This is a genomic window from Arthrobacter sp. TJ-170 (genome assembly GCF_058269305.1).
Map to the genome: position 1 here is coordinate 117,584 of NZ_JBZCNL010000003.1, position 17,678 is coordinate 135,261.

The window sequence follows — 17,678 nt, forward strand, 5'->3', positions numbered from 1 at the left end:
CTGCGGTCTAGAGATTGCTGTCGACGTCGGCGCTTTCCCTAAGTTTCTCGACCAGCGCGAGTGCCGCGTCGGATTGCTTCTGCTGCGTAACCTGCTGCTCAAGCTGCGGCTTTACCTCTTCGAACGGCGGGATCTCGGAGCCCTGTGCGGCTGCGCCGGAGGCCTTTGCCTCCTCGTAGGCTGCCTTCAGTTCCTCCTCGGTCGGCGCGGTGTCACCGGTCTCCTCGGCGAGCAGCGCGTCGAGGCGGACCTGCTGCCGAATCTGCTCGGTGGCCTCTTCCTTGGTGATGCCCTTTTCCTCAAGCGCTGTGAAGAGTTCTTCGGGGGAGGTGAACTGGTTCGTCGCGACCAGTTCGTCCGTTGTCGCCTTGATGGCTTCCTCGCTGGCTTCTATCCCACGATCGTCGGCTTCCTGGATGAGGAGCTTGGTGCCGATGAGGTTGTCGAGCGTCTGCGTTTTCAGTTGCTCCTGGTCGACTTCCTGTCCGGTCACCTGCGCCTGCATTGCCATCTGCTGGAAGGTGCCCTCGTATGCGGTGGTGAACTCTTCCTTGGTCACCTCGTCGCCGTTGACGGTTGCCACGACGTCGGGAACTCCCTCAAGGTCCGGCGTGGGGGCTTCCGCCGGGGTGCTTGCGGCGCTCTCGCTCGGGGCGGGTTCAGCCTCGGTGTCCCCTCCGCAGCCTGTCGCGAAAGCGAGCGCACTCGCCAGGGCCAGGCTCATGAGCCACTTCTTCTTCACAAACACTCCTACTGTTGATTACCGACCTGCGACTCTAGCAGCGCCCCATGTACATCGGCTCAGTGCTGGCTGGATAGACGCTGAACGGTAGGATGCGGAAGATGGCGCAGTTCCCTTCGGATATCCACCTTGCAAGCCTGCCGCAACTGCTGCTCGACGTTGACGCGATTGACGCCAACATTGCCCTCAAGGAGCAGTGGGCGGCCGGACACTCGATGGTGCTCGCTCCCCACATCAAAACAACGATGACCCGCGAGATAGTCCAGCGCCAGCTTCCCGGGTCCTGGGGAGTGACGGTCGCGACGCCGGCGCAGGCCGCACTCGCTGTGACCTGGGGCGCCCGGCGCATTCTCATCGCCAATGAAGTGGTGTTCCCTGCGTTGATAGATGACCTGCGCAGGCTCCTGGAATTCAATCCCCACCTCGAGATCCACAGCCTCGTTGACTCCGAAGAGGCAATTGCCGCCCTGGCACAGGGTTTCCACGACGCCGACCGGCCCCTGTTTGTACTGGTCGACGTCGGCGTGGCCGGTGGGCGAACCGGAATTCGCAACGCCGCGGAAGCACCCGCCCTGGCCGCAGCGGTCAGGGATGCCCCCGGGCTCCGCCTCGCCGGCGTCAGCGCCTATGAAGGGATCGCGCCGAATATCCGCACGCCTGAGAACCTCGCCGTCATCGACGGACACTGCCGGGCCGCCAGGGAGATCTTCGATGCGTTGCAGGGCCAGTTCGAGGTCCAGCAACCTCTCTTCACTGTGGGAGGATCCGCGTTCCAGGACCGTGCGGTGCTCCACCTTCCCGAGAGCGCACTCAACGTGCTGCGCTCCGGCTGCTACGTCATCCATGACCACGGCACCTACGCGGACGTGTCGCCGCTGCCCGGCCTGCGTGCCGCCGCAGTGGTGCGTGCCGTCGTCGTCTCCGTGCCTGAGGAGGGGCGGGCCGTCCTGGGCGCGGGCAAGCGGGAGCTGGCGTACGACGCCGGCCTGCCCACCATCGTGGCGCACCACCGAGACGGTGCCGCGCTGCCTGAGCCAACCGGCGTCGTCGTTCGGCTGTTCGATCACCACACGGTGGTGGACGACGCCGCATCGCTGAGGGTGGGCGACACCGTTGACCTCGGTATTTCGCACCCCTGTTCCGTGTTTGACCGGTGGCGGACGGCGCTTGCCGTCCACGGCAACGCGACCGAGGTGTGGCACCCGCAATTCTGAGCGCTACCAGCCCCAGGTCCCCGGCGCGCCCTTGAACGGGCCCACCACCCTTGATGTGATCCAGCCGCCATAGAAGTCACCGGGCTGGGCGCGCACCTCCTCGCCGTCGACGAGGCAGCGGTCCATCCTGCCGGGGTAGACCGCGACGGTTCCGGCGAGCCGCTCAAACCCGGCCGTGGGCTGGAGGTAGGTCCACGCGGACCGTTCGGCGCTCGCAGAGCCGGCAACGACGTCGTAATAGGTGGCCTCTCCCTTGAACTCGCACCAGCTGGTACCGCCGACCGGGTGCAGCGTGTCCGGCACGAAATCCGTGTCCGGTACGTAGAACACGGGTGGGTGGCTCGTCTCCAGCACCCGCAGGGCGCTATGAGTCCGCGCGATCTCCCGCCCGCCGAACTCGATGACGACGACGCCGGGATAGTTCTCGATGCGGGGCGGGCGCGGGAAGTCCCACACCGACTCCTGGTCCGGCCCCGGTTGCTCGCGTTTTACCTTGTTCATACCCATAGCGCCACCGTACTCTTCGGTACCCTTGAATGAGCCCCAGTTCCTACCCGAAAGGGCCCGCGATGAAGATCAGTGTTGGACAATTCAGGCCGATCGGGGACGTCTCCGCCAATGTCGCGACGATGCGGGAGCTCGCGCGCCAGGCAGTGCAGGAAGGGTCAGAACTGATCGTCTTCCCCGAGGAGTCGATGTTTTCCATCGGAAAAGTGGAAGGCGCCCTCGCCGACGCCGTGGATGCGGGCTGGACCATCTTCGTCCAGCAGCTCTCGTTCCTTGCCGCGGAGCTGAAGATCGCCATCGTCGCAGGCGGGTACGAGTCAAGCGGCGAGGAGCGCCCGTACAACACGCTGGTGCTCATTGACTCCACGGGCCGCATCGTGGATACCTACCGCAAGCTGCACCTGTATGACGCGTTCAGCTACCGGGAGTCCGAGCGCATCAAACCGGGCGACGGCGGCCTCACAGTGGTGCCGGTCGGTGACCTGACCGTCGGACTCATGACGTGCTACGACCTCCGCTTCCCGGAGCAGGCAAGGGCACTCGCGGACCGTGGCGCCGACGTCGTGCTGGTGCCTGCCGCGTGGTTCAAGGGGGATCACAAGGTCGAGCACTGGGAGACGCTGCTGCGGGCCCGGGCCATCGAGAACACGGTGTGGATCGCCGCGGCGGGGACATCGTCGTCGCACACCATCGGGCACTCGGCCATCCTTGACCCGATGGGGGTGCCGCAGGTTTTCCTGAACGACGAGGAACAGGGCGTTGTGACGGTTGAGGTGAATCGGAAGCGTATCGAGGAAGTGCGTGAGTTCCTGCCGGTGCTGCGGAATCGCCGGTTCGCGCAGAACGAGGAGATTGTCGAAGCGCACTAGCTTGTATGACAAGTAGGTAAGTTGTACGATAAGTCATCCGTCCCGTTCTCCCGAAGGTTCCGCGATGACTTACACGCCCGACGCAATCCGCCACGTCAAACTCTCTACCGCCACGCTGCCGCTGGCCACGCCCATTTCCGACGCCAAGGTCTTCACCGGCAGGCAGAAGCCCATGACGGAAGTGGTGTTCCTGTTCGCCGAGATCCTCACTGAGCAGGGCGTCTCCGGTCTCGGGTTCTCCTACTCCAAGCGGGCAGGCGGGCCGGCGCAGTACGCCCACGCACGGGAAGTCGCCCAAGCAATGATCGGCGAAGACCCCAACGACATCGCCAAGCTGTATAACAAGTTGCTGTGGGCCGGTGCGTCCGTGGGCCGGTCCGGCGTCGCCACCCAGGCGCTCGCCGCACTCGACATCGCGCTGTATGACCTCAAGGCGAAGCGAGCCGGACTGCCGCTAGCCAAGCTGCTCGGCGCCTACCGGGACTCGGTGCGCACCTACAACACCTCCGGCGGTTTCCTCAGCGCCTCGATCGATGAGGTCAAGGAGCGAGCAACCCAGTCACTCGCCGAGGGCATCGGCGGCATCAAGATCAAGGTCGGCCTGCCGGACTCCGCAGAGGACCTGCGACGCGTGGCGGCCGTGCGGGAGCACATCGGCCCCGACGTACCGCTGATGGTGGATGCGAACCAGCAGTGGGACCGCGCCACCGCCCTGCGCATGGGCCGCAAACTTGAGCAGTTCGATCTGGTCTGGATCGAAGAACCCCTGGACGCGTACGACGCCGAGGGGCACGCCGCGCTGGCACTGGCACTTGATACCCCCATCGCCACCGGCGAGATGCTCGCCTCCGTCGCCGAGCACGAGCGGCTCATCGCAACCCGGGCCTGCGACATCATCCAGCCCGACGCGCCCCGCGTCGGGGGCATCACGCAGTTCCTCCGGCTCGCCACGCTGGCGGACCAGGCCGGCCTGGACCTTGCTCCGCACTTCGCCATGGAAATCCACCTGCACCTTGCCGCGGCCTACCCCCGCGAGCCGTGGGTGGAGCACTTCGACTGGCTGGATCCGCTGTTCAACGAGCGCCTCGAGACACGTGACGGGCGGATGCTGGTTCCCAACCGCCCGGGGCTGGGCGTGACCTTCAGTGACCAGGCACGCGCGTGGACCACTGACAGTGTCGAGTTCGGCACGCGCTGAGCGTGCGTGCCGGCACTGACCACGTGCCAGCATTGACAGCATGAAACAAACGCTGGCCGTCTCGCTCGTCGATAGCCTCCGCCGTCGCATTGTCGAAGGCATCATTCCCTCCGGTGAGAAGCTGCCCAGCGAGAGCGCTCTCATCAGCGAGTTCGGCGTCAGCCGCACGGTCGTCCGGGAAGCTGTGTCCCGGCTGCAGGCCGAAGGTCTGGTGTACACGCGGCGGGGGAGCGGCAGCTTCGCCCTCACCCCGCCGTCCGCGGACGAGGAATCAACCGGAGGCATGCGACGGCCCCGGACCATCGAGGAGCGGCGCGCGCTCCTGGCGTTCCGTGCAGGTATTGAGAGCGAGGCCGCTGCGCTCGCCGCAGCGAACGCAACCCCCGGGATGATCTCTGCCCTTGATGACGCGCTCGCGGCATTCGACGCCGCAGGCAACCACCCCGCTACGGCAGTCTCCTGTGACTTCGCCTTCCACAGGGCCGTGGCGGAGGCCAGCGGTAACTTCTATTTCGTGGATGCGCTGCTGGCCCTGGGGCCGGCGATGATTGCAATGCCTCCGCAGCGCCTTGAACCAGCCGACGACGGCGGGCAGTCTGAGCGGTTGCAGCGCGTCGCCGTCGAACATGTTGCCGTCCGCAACGCGATTTGTGCGGGAGATGCGTTGACCGCGGCCGCCGCAATGCGCCTGCACCTGGCCAACTCGCGGTCCCGCCTGGACGGGTAGCCTGACTAACCACTCCTCAGTCGTAGGATGGCCTCATGACGGCGAACCCAGAAACAATCCGAATGTATGGTGCGGACTGGTGCCGCGACTGCATCCGAACCAAGAGGCAGCTCAACGAGCTCGGCATCAGCTATGAGTACGTCAACCTCGAAGAAGTGCCTGACGCGGCTGAAGAGGCCCGAGGTATCTCCGGGCGGACGAACATCCCGGTTGTGGTTTATCCCGACGGCGACCATCAGGTCGAGCCGACCAACGCAGAGGTAGAGGAGAAGCTTCGCGGGTTGAACCTGCTCAGCAGCTGAAAACGGCATCGAGCCAGCAGGAACGACTGGACCTTCGCGAGAAGCTGGTCGTTTCTGCCGGCTCGATGCCGTGTCCGTGCGGGAAGCTAGCTCCGTTCCGCCGGCTTAACCGCGAGGACCGGGCGGTCTGCCTGCAGGAGAATCCGCTGGGCGTGGGAACCCATGATGAACTTGCCCACCTGTGAGCGCTGCCGCAAGCCGATGACGATCAGCGAGACGTCATGTTCTACGGCCAGCTCCAGGATTTCTTCTGCAAGGTCATCCCTGTGGGAGGGGCGCAGTACGCGGGAGGAGACGCCGGCGTCGTCGGCGGACTTCTTCAACCGCTGAAGGTCCTCGTCGCTGGCAACCGACTTGTCCACGCGGGATCCTTCGCGGACAGAGTTGACGATCAGCAACTCCTGATCGCGCAGCTTCGCCTCCGCAACCGCGGCGGTGACGGCGGCTTCGCCGACGGGAGTGGGTACGTACCCAACCATGATGCTCATAACTTCTCCTAGAAATCTGCGGTTACGCGGTCGGTGTTGCGCTGCCTGCGCTTGGTTAGGGCGGACTGGATCATGGGGCTGACGGCTACGATGACGAAGACCAGCAGCAGCGTTCCCGAGATCGGGCGGGTGAAGAACCCGGACACATCTCCGCCAAACACCAGGAGCGAGCGTCGCAGGTTGGACTCGAGTAGCTCGCCGAGCACGAACGCCAGCACCAGCGGCCCCGGCTCGAAGCCGAACTTCTTCATCAGGTATCCCAGGACGCCGAAGAGCACCACTAGCAGCACATCGAACATGGAGTTGCGGATGGTGTAAGCGCCCAGGATGGTGATCAACGCGGTGATCGGAGCCAGGATGGCGGCGCGAACGCGCAGAATCCTCACGAACAAGCCGACGAGCGGGATGGACATGATCAGCAGCAGGATGTTGCCGATGTACATCGAGTTCACAACGCCCCAGAACAGGTCCGGGTTTTCCGTGATCAGCTGGGGTCCCGGTGTGATGCCATGGATCAGCAAGGCACCGAAGATGATCGCCATGGTGGCATTGGCGGGGATACCCAGGGTGAGCAACGGAATGAAGGAGCTGGTCGCTGCCGCGTTGTTGGCGGTTTCAGGCCCGGCGACACCTTCCACGGCGCCCCTGCCGAAGCGTGTGGGGTCCTTGGCCCGCTTCTTCTCCACTGCGTAGGACACCATGGACGAGATGGTTGCGCCGCCGCCGGGGAGGATCCCGAGGAAGAACCCGAGGACGGAGCCGCGGCCAATCGCCCCGGAGGACTTGCGGAGATCTGCACGGGACGGCCAGACGTTGGCGACCTTGGCCGGCGCACTGACTGCCCGGTGGCGCTCTTCGAGGTTGTAGAGGATTTCGCCGAGGCCGAAGAGACCCATGGCGATGGGGACGAAGTCGATGCCGTCGGCAAGGCTCAGGTTGCTGAAGGTGAAGCGCTCGGCGCCGGTGAACACATCGCGGCCGACGGTTGCCAGCAGCAGGCCGACCGCTGCGGCAATGAGCGCCTTGATCTTGGTTCCGCCGCTGATCGTCGCGACCAGCAGGATGCCCACCAGGGCAAGGGCGGTGTATTCCGGTGGACCGAAATCGAGCGCGAAGCTGGCAACCAGCGGAGCCAGGAAGGTGAGTCCGATGATCGCCACGGTGCCACCGATAAAGGAGCCGATGGCGGCGATACCGAGGGCGGTTCCGGCCTTGCCCTGTTTTGCGAGCACATAGCCGTCGAACACGGTAACCACGGAGCTGGCTTCGCCGGGAAGGCGCAGGAGGACGGAGGTGATGGTTCCGCCGTACTGGGCGCCGTAGAAGATGCCGGCGAGCATGATGATCGCCGTGACGGGTTCAATGCCGTACGTGAGCGGCAGCAGGATGGCGATCGTTGCTGCGGGGCCGAGGCCCGGCAGCACGCCGATGAGCATGCCGATCACTACGCCCATCAGGCAGTAGAGGAAGTTTTGCGGGTCTAGAACGACGCCGAAGCCGTCAATGACCGGGTTCAGGTAATCCATGGCGGGTCCTTTTGTGCTTCAGGGCTAGAAGAGGTGGGGGATCGAGGTCCCCAGGCCGAGGATGAAGATTGCGTAGAAGGCGGCGATGACCAGCACCGAGTAGATCGATGCCGCCCGCCAGGTTTCTCCGCCGAGGAATTTCATCCAGATGAAGCACAGCAACAGGGATGGAATTTCGAAGCCGATGACCGGCATCAGCCAGACCATGGCGAGCAGCGTCGCGAATCCGTAGCCGGCCATCCGCGACAGCGGGGAGAATTTCTCCCCGTCCAGGCCCCCGCGCCGGCCAACGACCAGTTGCGCGAGGGCGAGAACGGTGATGATGAGACTGATGACGAACGGCCAGGTCCCTGGACTGGGCGTGCCTGGCGAGCCAAGGCCGAGACCAACAGCAATGATCATGCCAGCCACGCCCACACCGGCCGCCACGAGGGAGGATGCGAGGTTCGCGACCGGGCCGGCCGGCGGAGCAGCATCCGCTTCCCACTCGGCAGCAAGGTCCTCCGGCGACAGGACAGGTGTGCCCGCATCTTCGAAGTCATGGGCGTGTCTTACTTCTTTGACTTCATCGACGCCCTTCGCGTCGGTCGAGCCGTTGGGAGCGGCTCCGGGAGTGCGTTTAGGCTTCATTGCAGTGCTCATTTCAACTGAGGTCTCGGCTCGGCCTGTGACGAGGTGTTACTCGCCGGCGAGCGAGATGTCGTATTCCTCGACCAGTGCCTTGTACTTCTCGGCGAGAGTATTCCACTCCTCGACAACCTCTTCACCGGAAACTTCCCATGGTGCGAGGATGTTCTGCTCGTTGAATTCCTGGTAGGTCTCACTAGCCTGCGCGGCTTCAACGGCCTCAACCAGTCGAGCCTTTACATCCTCCGGGAGTCCCTTCGGTGCGGCCAGCGCGCGGTACTGGGAAACAGGGACTTCGTAGCCCTCTTCGATGGCGGTCGGGACGTCAGAAAGGAATTCGCTGCGCTCACCGGCGAAGGTGACGATCGGAGTGACCGCGCCTGCCTCGATCTGCGGTAGGGCTTCACCGAGCTGGATCGTGGCAACGTCGACCTGATCGCCCATGACGGCGGTCAGGGCCGGCGAACCGGAATCGAACGGTACGGCGGTGCCGTCGATGTCGGCCTGAGCAAACAGAACTGCCTGCGCCAGCTGGGAGCCGGTGCCGACGCCGGTGGTACCGAAGTTCAGGTCACCGCTGCTCTCCTTGATGTCGGCGAGGGATTCGAAACCGGACTCTGGGCTCGCAACCAGAACGTAGTCGTCCTGTGACAGGCCGGCGATCACGTCGAGGTTATCCAGGGACACTGTTTCATCCTCACCAACCGCGAGCGGCGTGATGGTGATCAGCGAGGCGTTAAGGAGAACCAGGTTATGGCCGTCCGCCTCCATGCCGGCAACTTCCTTGGTGGCCACAGCGCCGTTCGCGCCTGCCTTGTTGACTACGGGTACTGCAACGCCGAGGTCCTCGGCCATGCCCTCGGCTACCGAGCGGGCGATGCGGTCGGTTGAACCGCCCGCATCCTGACCAACGGTGATGGTGACGGGGCCGCTGGGGAACTCTTCGGTGGGCGCGGCGCTGCCGCCGCCTACATTTCCGCCGCAGGCTGACAGCGCGAGCACACCGGCAGTTGCGGATGTCGCGATCAGGACGCGGCGGGTAAGTGATGCTTTCACGAGTTGGTACTCCTCATTCGGGAACGGCGTTGTTCGGCTAGGGGGCTCTGAGCAAATGTGATGGCACTCACGGCTTGGCCCTGAGAAGACTTTACGGAGCAGGAGTTATGCGTGTCCAAGCCCACAATTGCATCAAGTGATGCTCGCGACGCATCACTGCGGCCGTGAAAGGCACGCAGCGCTGGAAGAAACCTACGAGATGGCTTCGGCGCTTCCGGTTTGATCCTCCAAGATGATGTCCAACAAACGCAGGACTGCCGGATTGGTCGTCGATTCGTTCCACGCGACGTGCAGATCCGCGTGATTCAATTCCGCGAGACTGGCCGGCCCCCTCAGCTCCTCGAAGTGGACTCCGGAAGGCGAAAACTCCTTGGAGGATGCCGGCACCAGCGTGACGCCGAGGCCTGCCGCCACAAAGGCGAGCAGGGCAGGAACCTGACTGGCGAATTGAGTGACTCGGGGGTGCACTCCGGCGCTTTCGTATAGGCGCATGACCAAGTCGTAAAAGTAGCGCGCCTCGGCGGTGGAGTACATCATCAAAGGCTGACCATCCAGTTGGCGGAGGGAAACGCCCTCCCCGGTCGCCAGCGCATGTCCTACCGGGAGTGCTGCCACCAGGCGGTCGTTCAGGAAGGGGCGGGTGATCACCCCCGGACGGGCCACGATCGGGCGCAAGAGTCCGATATCTATGGACCCCCGCGTAATAGCGTCCAGCTGATCAACTGATACTGCTTCGCGGAGGACAAAGGACACGCCGGCAATCTGGGCGCCTGCCCTGCGGAGAATCCCCGGCAACGCCACTTGGCCTGCGATGGCCGTGTAGCCGACCACTATTGTGCCGGCATCGCCGGTCGAAACCCGGCGCACGTCCAAAGATGTCTTGGCGCAGAGGTCAAGGACCCGCCGGGCCGCGGGCAGCAATACCTTCCCCGCTGCGGTCAACTCGACCTTCCGACTGCTGCGTTCAAAAAGCTGGGAGTCAAGCTCGCGTTCCAGCAACTGAATCTGGCGGCTGAGCGGCGGTTGGGTCATGTTGAGTCGAGCTGCGGCAGCGCCGAAATGCAGTTCCTCGGCGACGGCGACGAAGGACTCCAGCTGAATAAGCGAAAACATGGATTCACTCCTTGCATGGTTTCGTGCTTATTTTAGCTTGGACAGCAATGATCAAGGGGGCTTAGCGTGAAGGCAACCCAGCGCCACCCGCGAAAGGACCCCCAATGTCAGCCTCCCTGGACGCCGAGCTCCGGCACCCGTCGCCGTACGCCGGACAGATCACCATCACAGGCGTCACGGTTACACCGGTGGCCTTTGCGGATCCACCGCTCCTCAATACGGTAGGGGTGCACGAGCCCTTCGCGCTGAGGGCTATCCTCCAATTGCATACCGACGTAGGTTTCACCGGACTCGGTGAAACCTACGGAGACGCCGGTCATCTGGCTCGCCTTCGCCTGGCGGCAGAAGCGGTGACCGGAGCCGACCCCTTCAATATCAACGACCTGCGTATCAGGGTGGCTCGCGCACTGACGGCGGACAGTACGCAGGGCGGCCACGGAATGAGCGGCATGGTCACGGGCTCATCCACAGCGGACCGAGTGCTCTCTCCGTTCGACGTCGCAGCGCTTGATATTCAGGGCAAGGTGCTCGGTCTGCCGGTCAGCGCGCTTCTCGGCGGCGCGGTCCGTGAAGCGGTGCCGTTCAGCGGCTACCTCTTCTACAAGTGGGCAGGACACCCTGACCAGGGTGACGATGACTGGGGACCAGCGCTCGACGCCGAAGGCATAGTTGAACAGGCGCGGCGCATGGTCGCCGACTACGGTTTCACAGCGCTCAAGCTGAAGGGCGGCGTGTTCGAACCCGACGATGAAGCCGCCGCTGTTGAAGCACTCCGCGCAGCCTTTCCCGAGATGCCGCTGCGCATCGACCCGAACGCCGCGTGGACAGTGGATACGTCGATCCGTATTGGCCGACGACTTGAGGGTGTTCTGGAGTATTTGGAAGATCCCACGCTTGGAATCGAGGGCATGGCGGAAGTGCGTCGCAACGTCGGGCTGCCGCTGGCCACCAACATGTGCGTGGTGAGCTTCAATGACATCCCCCCGGCCGTTGCCGCCGGTGCAGTGGACGTAGTGCTTTCGGACCATCACTTCTGGGGAGGATTACGCCGAACACAGACCTTGGCTGGAATCGCAGAAACGTTCGGACTGGGGCTGTCGATGCACTCAAACTCACACTTGGGCATCAGCCTGGCCGCCATGGTGCACCTGGCTTCGACCACTCCCAACCTCGACTATGCCTGTGACACTCACTGGCCATGGAAGCGCGAGGATGAGGACATTGTCCTGCCCGGTGCCCTCACCATCCGGGAGGGAGCCGTCGCCGTTCCGACGGCTCCGGGACTGGGAGTCGAACTGGATCCGGACGCCCTGGAGCGGCTGCACCGGCAGTACCTGGACAGCGGAATCAGGGAACGTGACGACACCGGATATATGCGTCGTATCCAGCCTGACTACCGCCTCGAGAGCCCGCGGTGGTGAGCCTCGAGTCAGGGCCTGCCGAACTAGCCCAGCATGACGCTGGGGTACTGGACGTGGTGGTGACCGACCCAATTATTTCCCGCTTTGCCGAGAGGCTGATGGCTGGTGCGCCGGACCACCGTTGGCATTTCGTAGCTGACGCCCCACCGGAGGCAAGCTTGCGAGCGACCGGCGCGGCCGACGTCGTCGTCTGTTCCAGAATGGACACCGCCGAGGCTGCGGCCTGCGGTGCGCGGCTGGTGCATGTGACGGGAGCCGGGCTGGACCGGGTCGCGGTTGACGCTTTGCCGGCGGGCACGGCAGTCGCCAACACCTTTCACCACGAACGGCCCATCGCCGAGCATGTTCTGATGTCTATCCTGGCGCTCACACGGCGGCTCCAGAGTGTCAGCGAGGAACTTCGAGCCGGTGTATGGCGGACCATCGCTACCGACGAGCGGGTGCCTTTGCACCGCACCCTGGACAGCATGACCATTGGCGTCATCGGATTCGGAGGTATCGGCAGCGAGGTGGCCCGTCTTGCCGCCGCTGTCGGAATGGAGGTGGTGGCTGTGCGGCACCGCCCCGACACGCCACTGCCCGAGGGCGGCGCGAAGCCACGCTGGGTAGGCGGTGTCGGCGACTTGCCGCGCCTGCTGGCAGAGTCCGACGTCGTTGTGGTTACCGTTCCGCTTACGCCCGAGACCGAGGACCTCATCGGTACCGTAGAACTGGCGGCGATGCAGAAACATGCGCTGCTCATCAATGTCGCGCGGGGCCCGGTGGTTGATCAGGCTGCCCTATACGACGCGTTGCTGGAGCAACAGATCGGCGGCGCCGCGATCGATGTGTGGTGGGGCGCGCCGGAGGCTGGTCGCACTCCACCGGCTGACTACCCGTTCACTGAACTCCCTAACGCCCTGCTCACGCCGCACTATTCCGGTCACGCACGCTCCACGTTCGAGCTGCGCGCCGATGACATCGCCTACAACGTGAATCGGCTCGCCACCGGGAAGGCCCTCCGGAACCAGGTGCGTTAGCGCCGGACTATCCGTCGGCCAGAAGGCGGACGATCAGAAGTATGGCCCCACCCGCTGCAGCGGCCAGCGCAATGGTCCGCAGACGCTCGGCGTCCATGAACCGGTTGGCCCACCGCGACAACGCGAAACCAATGAACACCACAGGCGAGAGCCAGAGGAAAGCCGCCAGGGTGGTGCCGGCGACGGCTCCGGCTACATTCAGCAGGAGCACCGACACCAGCGAGCCAACCAGAAAGAACGCGCTCATCGTCGCACGGAGGCGCGCCGGTGGTTGCCCCTGCCAAACGATAGCCATGGGAGCCCCGCCGATGGCGGTCGCAGTGCCCATGACCCCGGAGATGGTACCGGCCATCATCAAGGCCGGGCGCGTCGGTGCCGGCCGCCAGCCAAGATAAGCGGACCCGATGCCAGCCAGGACGCTGACCGCCACCAGCCAGGAGAGTGCCACTGTGGACATGGCGACCGCTAGCCACGCGCCGAGCACACTGCCGGGAATACGGCCGGCGAGCGCCCATGCCGCCCCTCTCACATCCAGCTCGGCCCGGTCACGGACAGTGACCAGCAGGGTGACCAGACAAGCGAGCATCACCACAAGCGCAGGTAGTAGTTCCGGTGCAATGAGTGCAATGACAGGAGCGGCGATCAATCCCGCGCCGAATCCGATGGATCCCTGTATGGCGGTCGCAGCGCAGACCGCGAAGGCCAGGACAACGTATTCGGCAGGACTCACGTACCGACCGGAGCAGACGTGAGTCCCGCTTCAACCGTATCGGCGAGCGGGAAGTGGCACTCCGCTGCATGCTGCGGCCCGTGCCCCATAGAGTGCAGCTGCGGGATGCCGAGTGACACCCGGCCGGCTTGTGCAGCGGTCTGTGCGGGGGGAGCCTCGCGGGCGCAAATGCCCTGGGCCTTCCAGCAGCGCGTGCGGAACCGGCAACCTGAGGGCGGATCGATCGGTGACGGAAGTTCCCCGCGCAGGACGATCCGCTCGGCGGGCCGGTCCGCCGGGTTCAGCTTGGGGGAGGCGGACATTAGCGCTGCGGTGTAAGGGTGAAGGGGTCGTTCGAAAACGTCGCTCGTGGCGCCCGTTTCGATGATCCGGCCTAGATACATCACAGCCACGCGATCGGTGACATGACGGACAACAGACAGATCGTGGGAGATAAAGATGTAGCTGACGCCCAGTTTCTCCTGCAACTCGTTGAGCAGGTTCAGCACCTGCGCCTGCACCGAAAGGTCCAGGGCGGAAACAGGTTCATCCAGAATGATTAACTCCGGGTTCAGCGCCAGTGCGCGGGCAATGCCGATGCGTTGGCGCTGGCCGCCGGAAAATTCCTGCGGCGACTTCTTCGCATCAGATGTACGCAGCCCAACCAGTTCCAGTAGCTCGTGGAGGCGTGCCTCCCGTTCCCGTGCCGAATTGAACAGACCGCGATGGGTTGCCCAAGGCTCCGAGATGATGTCTCCGGCGCTCATCCGGGCATTCAACGAGGCGAACGGGTCCTGGAAGACCATCTGGACCCTGCGCCGCCAAGCCAGCAGCTCCTTGCCCCTGAGGCTGAATGGATCCTTCCCGTCGAAAGTCACGGTTCCGCCGTCTGGCTTTTCCAGCAGCATCAGGGTTCGGGCGAGGGTTGATTTTCCACAACCTGACTCGCCGACCAGGCCGAGCGTTTCACCCCGGCCGACGGAGAGATTGATGCCATCCAAAGCGCGCAGCTCGTTGCTGCCCGATCCACTCCGGCCGACATGGAAGATCTTGGTGACATCGCGAACCTCAAGGGCTGCGGTGCCGGGCTCGTTTACTCCCTCAAGTTGTGCGGTCATGACGTGGTTTCCTTCAGGAGCTTCCGGGAATCGAGTAGTTCGGAAAAGTGGCACGCTGCTGAACGGTCGGTTCCTGTTGAACGCAGGGCGGGGCGCTCCGCGCGACAGACTTCCTGGGCAAGGGGACAGCGGTCCTGATACACGCAGCCAGGTGGAATGTTCTTCAGCTCGGGCGGGCTGCCGGGGATCGAGGAGAGGATGGCGCCGCGCTCCGCGTCCGTCGGCACGGACTCCAGTAGTCCCTTGGTATATGGGTGACGGGGGTCGGCGAAGACCTCCTCCACAGGCCCGGACTCCACGACGGTGCCCGCGTACATGACGCAGACGGTGTCAGCTTCCTCCGCGACCACGGCGAGGTCATGCGTGATGAGCACTACCGCCATGTCCTCTTCTTCCCGCAATCTGCGCAGCAGATCCATGATCTGCGCCTGGACTGTGACGTCGAGCGCGGTCGTCGGCTCATCTGCGATGAGCAGGCGAGGGCTGAGCGCTACCGCCGTTGCGATGAGTATGCGTTGGCGCATGCCGCCCGAGAACTGGTGGGGGTATGCATCAACCCGTGACTCCGGTTGCGGGATCCCCACGCGAGCCATCAGGGCGATTGCTTCCTTCCGAGCGTCGGCAGCGGAAAGACCGCGGTGAATCCGGAAGGTTTCGCCGATCTGAACGCCCACCGGATAGACCGGGTTGAGCGCGGTGAGGGCGTCCTGGAAGACGATCCCCAGTTCCGCACCCGCAATTTTGCGTCGTTGTTTGGCTCCCATCCCGGCGAGTTCCTTGCCTTCGAGCTGCATCGAGCCCCCGGCCACGTGCGCTACCGGATCAAGTAGTCCGGCAATAGCCTTCGCAGTCATTGACTTGCCGCACCCTGACTCACCGAGCAGCGCCAGGGTCTGGCCGGCACGGGCTTCGAAACCGGCTGAGCTGACTGCCCGTACCGTACCGAACGGAGTGCGAATGTCGACGTCGAGTCCGTCCACACGCAGTACTACCGGGTGTGAACCGTCGGATGAGCGGATATGTTCAGTGGTCTCAGTCTTGGTCACTTGGACTCCTTGGCGGCGGGGCGGGTCACGATTTTCTTCCGGCCCGGCAGTGCCAGTCGCCAGCGCTGCCCGGGATCCGTCGCGATGCGGAGCCAGGCCGCGAGCATGTTGGCAGCAATCGCTGTGACCACAATCGCGATGCCCGGGAAGATGGAAAGCCACCAGGCCGTCTGAAGGTATTGCCGGCCCTGGGCAACCATCAGCCCCCAGCTAACGTCCGGCGGCTGGATGCCGATCCCCAGGAAGGACAGCGAGGACTCGGCGAGCATCACGTAGCAGAACTCGAGCGTGGCCAGCGTGAGGAGGGTTGGAGTGACAACGGGTATGACGTGCCGACGGATGATCGCGTTCGGTCGTGCGCCGAAGGTGCGAGCAGCGTCCACGAAGGTGCGGCTCTGCAGTTCGGCTGATTCGGCCCGTGCAGTCCTGAGGTAGATCGGTATGCGGGTCAACGCCAGGATCAGGACGATGTTCGCGATAGACGGGTTGAAGACGTAAAGCACGACGACGGCCAGCAGCAGCGAGGGGAAGCTCATGATTACATCGGCGATGCGCATCGAGGCGTTCTCCCTCCAGCCCCGGTGATAACCCGCCCAGATTCCCCATAGCGAACCGATCAGCAGGGCAACCATCACAGCGGGAATAGCGACCATCAGGGTAGTCCTGGTTGCAACCACCAGCCTGGCCAGGACGGAGCGTCCGAGGGAGTCGGAGCCCAGCAGGTATTCCCACCCGTTCGCGGGGTCGAACGGTGGCTTGTTCGCGAACAGAAGATTCTGGCGTGTGGCAAGCTCGCCCATCAACATGGGGCCGAAGACGGCTGTCGCCACCACAATGAGTAGGATGACTGCGCCGACGGACGCAAACTTGTCGCGCAGCAGCATGCGCAACATGCTCGGATGGTTGTGCTTGGCCGCTGTGGCGCCATCCTTTACCTTTCGACCGCCCTTGCGCTCGGCTGCGGTGCCCGAAGTTTCAATCATCGTGTTCTCCTAGGCCCTGGCTGTGGCATTGGGCGCTGTGTCAGCGGGGAAAGATTCGTTCGTCCGTGCCTTTTTCTTCCGGCGCGTGCCGGTGCCCGCGGGCCGGACCCGCGGGTCCAACAGGGCGTAGGCGAGGTCAATCAGGATGTTCAGCACGAAGATGGCGATGGCCGTCAGCAGCACGGCAGCCTGAAGGACGGCGAAATCCCGCTGAAGGATCGAATCGATCATCAATTTGCCGATTCCTGGCCAGCCGAAGATAGTTTCCACGACAACCGCACCGTTGATGAGGCCGACCATGAGATCGCCCGCAACTGTGAGCGCCGGTGCGGCGGCGTTGCGCAGAGCATGTCGGGTGATGACGCGCTTCTGCGAAGCGCCCTTGCTGCGTGCGAGCTTGATATAAGGCTCGGAGAGGGCTGACACCATTGCTCCGCGAACCACCTGGACGAGCGCCCCGAAAGGACGCATCATCAGTGTGGCGATCGGTAGGATCCAGGCTTCAGACCCGCCGACGCCGGAGGTAGGCAGCCACCCCAGGGTGATTGCGAAAATCCAGATGCCCACAATCGCCAGCCAGAAATCCGGGATGGAAGCCGCTGCCATGGATACAAAGCTGGCAATCCGGTCGGCGATGCCATTGGGCTTGAGCGCTGCCCAGCTGCCGACAATGACGGCAAGGACGATGGCCAGCACCATGGTGGTGACAGCCAGTTGAAGGGTGGCCGGGAAAGCCCGCAGCGCCATGGCTGCCGCGGACTCTCCCGTCCGGAGGGAAGTGCCGAAGTCCAGTTGGAGTACCCCGCCGAAGTAATCGACCATCTGGGCCCACAGCGGCTGGTCAAGGCCGTTTCGGGTCGCGAAGTCCTCCCGCATCTGCTCGGTTGCGTTAAGCGGCAGGTACAGGCTGGCTGGGTTTCCGGTCATTCTCGCAAGGGCGAAGACTCCGATGATGACGACCACCAGCGGCAATGCACTGGAAACAATGCGTTTCCGTAAGTAGGTCAGCATGG

General features: G+C 64.0%; 19 protein-coding genes. 7 read left to right on the top strand and 12 right to left on the bottom strand.

Annotation, left to right across the window (positions count from 1 at the left end):
• Positions 1-7: 7 nt before the first annotated feature.
• Positions 8-742: a SurA N-terminal domain-containing protein gene (locus AC4D1W_RS07470; protein WP_490898296.1), complete on the bottom strand. Its 735-nt coding sequence runs from the start codon at positions 740-742 to the stop codon at positions 8-10.
• Between the two features lie 101 nt (positions 743-843).
• Between AC4D1W_RS07470 and AC4D1W_RS07475 the strand changes: the two genes are divergently transcribed.
• Positions 844-1,956, top strand: a complete 1,113-nt coding sequence (locus AC4D1W_RS07475; protein WP_490898297.1) for an alanine racemase — start codon at positions 844-846, stop codon at positions 1,954-1,956.
• Between the two features lie 3 nt (positions 1,957-1,959).
• On the opposite strand, the gene AC4D1W_RS07480 is transcribed toward AC4D1W_RS07475, so the two are convergent.
• Positions 1,960-2,457 (bottom strand): DUF427 domain-containing protein, encoded by a 498-nt coding sequence (locus AC4D1W_RS07480; RefSeq protein WP_490898298.1) that lies wholly within the window; start codon positions 2,455-2,457, stop codon positions 1,960-1,962.
• Positions 2,458-2,525: 68 nt separating this feature from the next.
• Between AC4D1W_RS07480 and AC4D1W_RS07485 the strand changes: the two genes are divergently transcribed.
• The 4 genes from AC4D1W_RS07485 to AC4D1W_RS07500 all read left to right on the top strand — a co-directional run bounded on the left by AC4D1W_RS07485 (position 2,526) and on the right by AC4D1W_RS07500 (position 5,559).
• Positions 2,526-3,332, top strand: coding sequence for a carbon-nitrogen hydrolase family protein (locus tag AC4D1W_RS07485; protein ID WP_490898299.1), 807 nt, complete (start codon positions 2,526-2,528; stop codon positions 3,330-3,332).
• A 64-nt stretch (positions 3,333-3,396) separates the two neighbouring features.
• Entirely contained in the window at positions 3,397-4,530 is a 1,134-nt protein-coding gene (locus tag AC4D1W_RS07490) for an L-talarate/galactarate dehydratase (protein ID WP_490898300.1), read from the top strand.
• A gap of 40 nt (positions 4,531-4,570) precedes the next feature.
• The gene (locus tag AC4D1W_RS07495; protein ID WP_490898301.1) at positions 4,571-5,257 is read left to right on the top strand and encodes a FadR/GntR family transcriptional regulator; all 687 of its coding nucleotides are present in this window, start codon (positions 4,571-4,573) and stop codon (positions 5,255-5,257) included.
• 35 nt (positions 5,258-5,292) lie between these two features.
• Positions 5,293-5,559: a glutaredoxin family protein gene (locus tag AC4D1W_RS07500; RefSeq protein ID WP_490891325.1), complete on the top strand. Its 267-nt coding sequence runs from the start codon at positions 5,293-5,295 to the stop codon at positions 5,557-5,559.
• Positions 5,560-5,645: 86 nt separating this feature from the next.
• On the opposite strand, the gene AC4D1W_RS07505 is transcribed toward AC4D1W_RS07500, so the two are convergent.
• The 5 genes from AC4D1W_RS07505 to AC4D1W_RS07525 all read right to left on the bottom strand — a co-directional run bounded on the left by AC4D1W_RS07505 (position 5,646) and on the right by AC4D1W_RS07525 (position 10,369).
• Positions 5,646-6,047: a universal stress protein gene (locus AC4D1W_RS07505; RefSeq protein WP_490891326.1), complete on the bottom strand. Its 402-nt coding sequence runs from the start codon at positions 6,045-6,047 to the stop codon at positions 5,646-5,648.
• 8 nt (positions 6,048-6,055) lie between these two features.
• The gene (locus tag AC4D1W_RS07510) at positions 6,056-7,573 is read right to left on the bottom strand and encodes a tripartite tricarboxylate transporter permease (RefSeq protein WP_490891327.1); all 1,518 of its coding nucleotides are present in this window, start codon (positions 7,571-7,573) and stop codon (positions 6,056-6,058) included.
• A 24-nt stretch (positions 7,574-7,597) separates the two neighbouring features.
• Positions 7,598-8,203: a tripartite tricarboxylate transporter TctB family protein gene (locus tag AC4D1W_RS07515; RefSeq protein WP_490898302.1), complete on the bottom strand. Its 606-nt coding sequence runs from the start codon at positions 8,201-8,203 to the stop codon at positions 7,598-7,600.
• A 48-nt stretch (positions 8,204-8,251) separates the two neighbouring features.
• Positions 8,252-9,256, bottom strand: coding sequence for a Bug family tripartite tricarboxylate transporter substrate binding protein (locus AC4D1W_RS07520; RefSeq protein ID WP_490898303.1), 1,005 nt, complete (start codon positions 9,254-9,256; stop codon positions 8,252-8,254).
• A 192-nt stretch (positions 9,257-9,448) separates the two neighbouring features.
• Positions 9,449-10,369 (bottom strand): LysR substrate-binding domain-containing protein, encoded by a 921-nt coding sequence (locus AC4D1W_RS07525; protein WP_490898304.1) that lies wholly within the window; start codon positions 10,367-10,369, stop codon positions 9,449-9,451.
• A 104-nt stretch (positions 10,370-10,473) separates the two neighbouring features.
• On the opposite strand from AC4D1W_RS07525, the gene AC4D1W_RS07530 reads away from it, so the two are divergent.
• Together AC4D1W_RS07530 and AC4D1W_RS07535 are read left to right on the top strand one after the other, a co-directional pair.
• Positions 10,474-11,790, top strand: a complete 1,317-nt coding sequence (locus AC4D1W_RS07530) for an enolase C-terminal domain-like protein (RefSeq protein WP_490898305.1) — start codon at positions 10,474-10,476, stop codon at positions 11,788-11,790.
• A complete protein-coding gene (locus tag AC4D1W_RS07535; protein ID WP_490898306.1) occupies positions 11,787-12,809 on the top strand; it encodes a 2-hydroxyacid dehydrogenase in 1,023 nt (340 codons plus the stop codon). The genes AC4D1W_RS07530 and AC4D1W_RS07535 overlap by 4 nt, the downstream gene beginning before the upstream one ends.
• Before the next feature lie 7 nt (positions 12,810-12,816).
• Here AC4D1W_RS07535 and AC4D1W_RS07540 read toward each other — a convergent pair whose 3' ends face one another.
• Genes AC4D1W_RS07540 through AC4D1W_RS07560 form a run of 5 tightly spaced genes read right to left on the bottom strand, consistent with a single transcriptional unit; the run spans position 12,817 to position 17,676 of the window.
• Entirely contained in the window at positions 12,817-13,539 is a 723-nt protein-coding gene (locus AC4D1W_RS07540; protein WP_490898307.1) for a sulfite exporter TauE/SafE family protein, read from the bottom strand.
• On the bottom strand, positions 13,536-14,636 hold the full coding sequence (locus AC4D1W_RS07545; RefSeq protein WP_490898308.1) for an ABC transporter ATP-binding protein: 1,101 nt from the start codon (positions 14,634-14,636) through the stop codon (positions 13,536-13,538). The genes AC4D1W_RS07540 and AC4D1W_RS07545 overlap by 4 nt, the downstream gene beginning before the upstream one ends.
• The gene (locus AC4D1W_RS07550) at positions 14,633-15,682 is read right to left on the bottom strand and encodes an ABC transporter ATP-binding protein (protein WP_490898309.1); all 1,050 of its coding nucleotides are present in this window, start codon (positions 15,680-15,682) and stop codon (positions 14,633-14,635) included. The genes AC4D1W_RS07545 and AC4D1W_RS07550 overlap by 4 nt, the downstream gene beginning before the upstream one ends.
• Complete coding sequence (locus AC4D1W_RS07555) at positions 15,679-16,665, bottom strand: ABC transporter permease (protein WP_490898310.1); 987 nt, start codon at positions 16,663-16,665, stop codon at positions 15,679-15,681. Before AC4D1W_RS07555 ends, AC4D1W_RS07550 begins: the two co-directional genes overlap by 4 nt.
• Before the next feature lie 9 nt (positions 16,666-16,674).
• Positions 16,675-17,676, bottom strand: a complete 1,002-nt coding sequence (locus tag AC4D1W_RS07560; RefSeq protein WP_490898311.1) for an ABC transporter permease — start codon at positions 17,674-17,676, stop codon at positions 16,675-16,677.
• Positions 17,677-17,678 lie beyond the last annotated feature (2 nt).

Excerpts from the sequence above, each read along its gene's own strand:
- AC4D1W_RS07510 (WP_490891327.1), bottom strand. The coding sequence starts at position 7,573 with ATGGATTACCTGAACCCGGTCATTGACGGCTTCGGCGTCGTTCTAGAC.
- AC4D1W_RS07485 (WP_490898299.1), top strand. The coding sequence starts at position 2,526 with ATGAAGATCAGTGTTGGACAATTCAGGCCGATCGGGGACGTCTCCGCC.
- AC4D1W_RS07490 (WP_490898300.1), top strand. The coding sequence starts at position 3,397 with ATGACTTACACGCCCGACGCAATCCGCCACGTCAAACTCTCTACCGCC.
- AC4D1W_RS07500 (WP_490891325.1), top strand. The coding sequence starts at position 5,293 with ATGACGGCGAACCCAGAAACAATCCGAATGTATGGTGCGGACTGGTGC.
- AC4D1W_RS07495 (WP_490898301.1), top strand. The coding sequence starts at position 4,571 with ATGAAACAAACGCTGGCCGTCTCGCTCGTCGATAGCCTCCGCCGTCGC.
- AC4D1W_RS07545 (WP_490898308.1), bottom strand. The coding sequence starts at position 14,636 with ATGACCGCACAACTTGAGGGAGTAAACGAGCCCGGCACCGCAGCCCTT.
- AC4D1W_RS07480 (WP_490898298.1), bottom strand. The coding sequence starts at position 2,457 with ATGAACAAGGTAAAACGCGAGCAACCGGGGCCGGACCAGGAGTCGGTG.
- AC4D1W_RS07555 (WP_490898310.1), bottom strand. The coding sequence starts at position 16,665 with ATGATTGAAACTTCGGGCACCGCAGCCGAGCGCAAGGGCGGTCGAAAG.
- AC4D1W_RS07475 (WP_490898297.1), top strand. The coding sequence starts at position 844 with ATGGCGCAGTTCCCTTCGGATATCCACCTTGCAAGCCTGCCGCAACTG.
- AC4D1W_RS07505 (WP_490891326.1), bottom strand. The coding sequence starts at position 6,047 with ATGAGCATCATGGTTGGGTACGTACCCACTCCCGTCGGCGAAGCCGCC.
- AC4D1W_RS07515 (WP_490898302.1), bottom strand. The coding sequence starts at position 8,203 with ATGAAGCCTAAACGCACTCCCGGAGCCGCTCCCAACGGCTCGACCGAC.
- AC4D1W_RS07530 (WP_490898305.1), top strand. The coding sequence starts at position 10,474 with ATGTCAGCCTCCCTGGACGCCGAGCTCCGGCACCCGTCGCCGTACGCC.
- AC4D1W_RS07560 (WP_490898311.1), bottom strand. The coding sequence starts at position 17,676 with ATGCTGACCTACTTACGGAAACGCATTGTTTCCAGTGCATTGCCGCTG.
- AC4D1W_RS07525 (WP_490898304.1), bottom strand. The coding sequence starts at position 10,369 with ATGTTTTCGCTTATTCAGCTGGAGTCCTTCGTCGCCGTCGCCGAGGAA.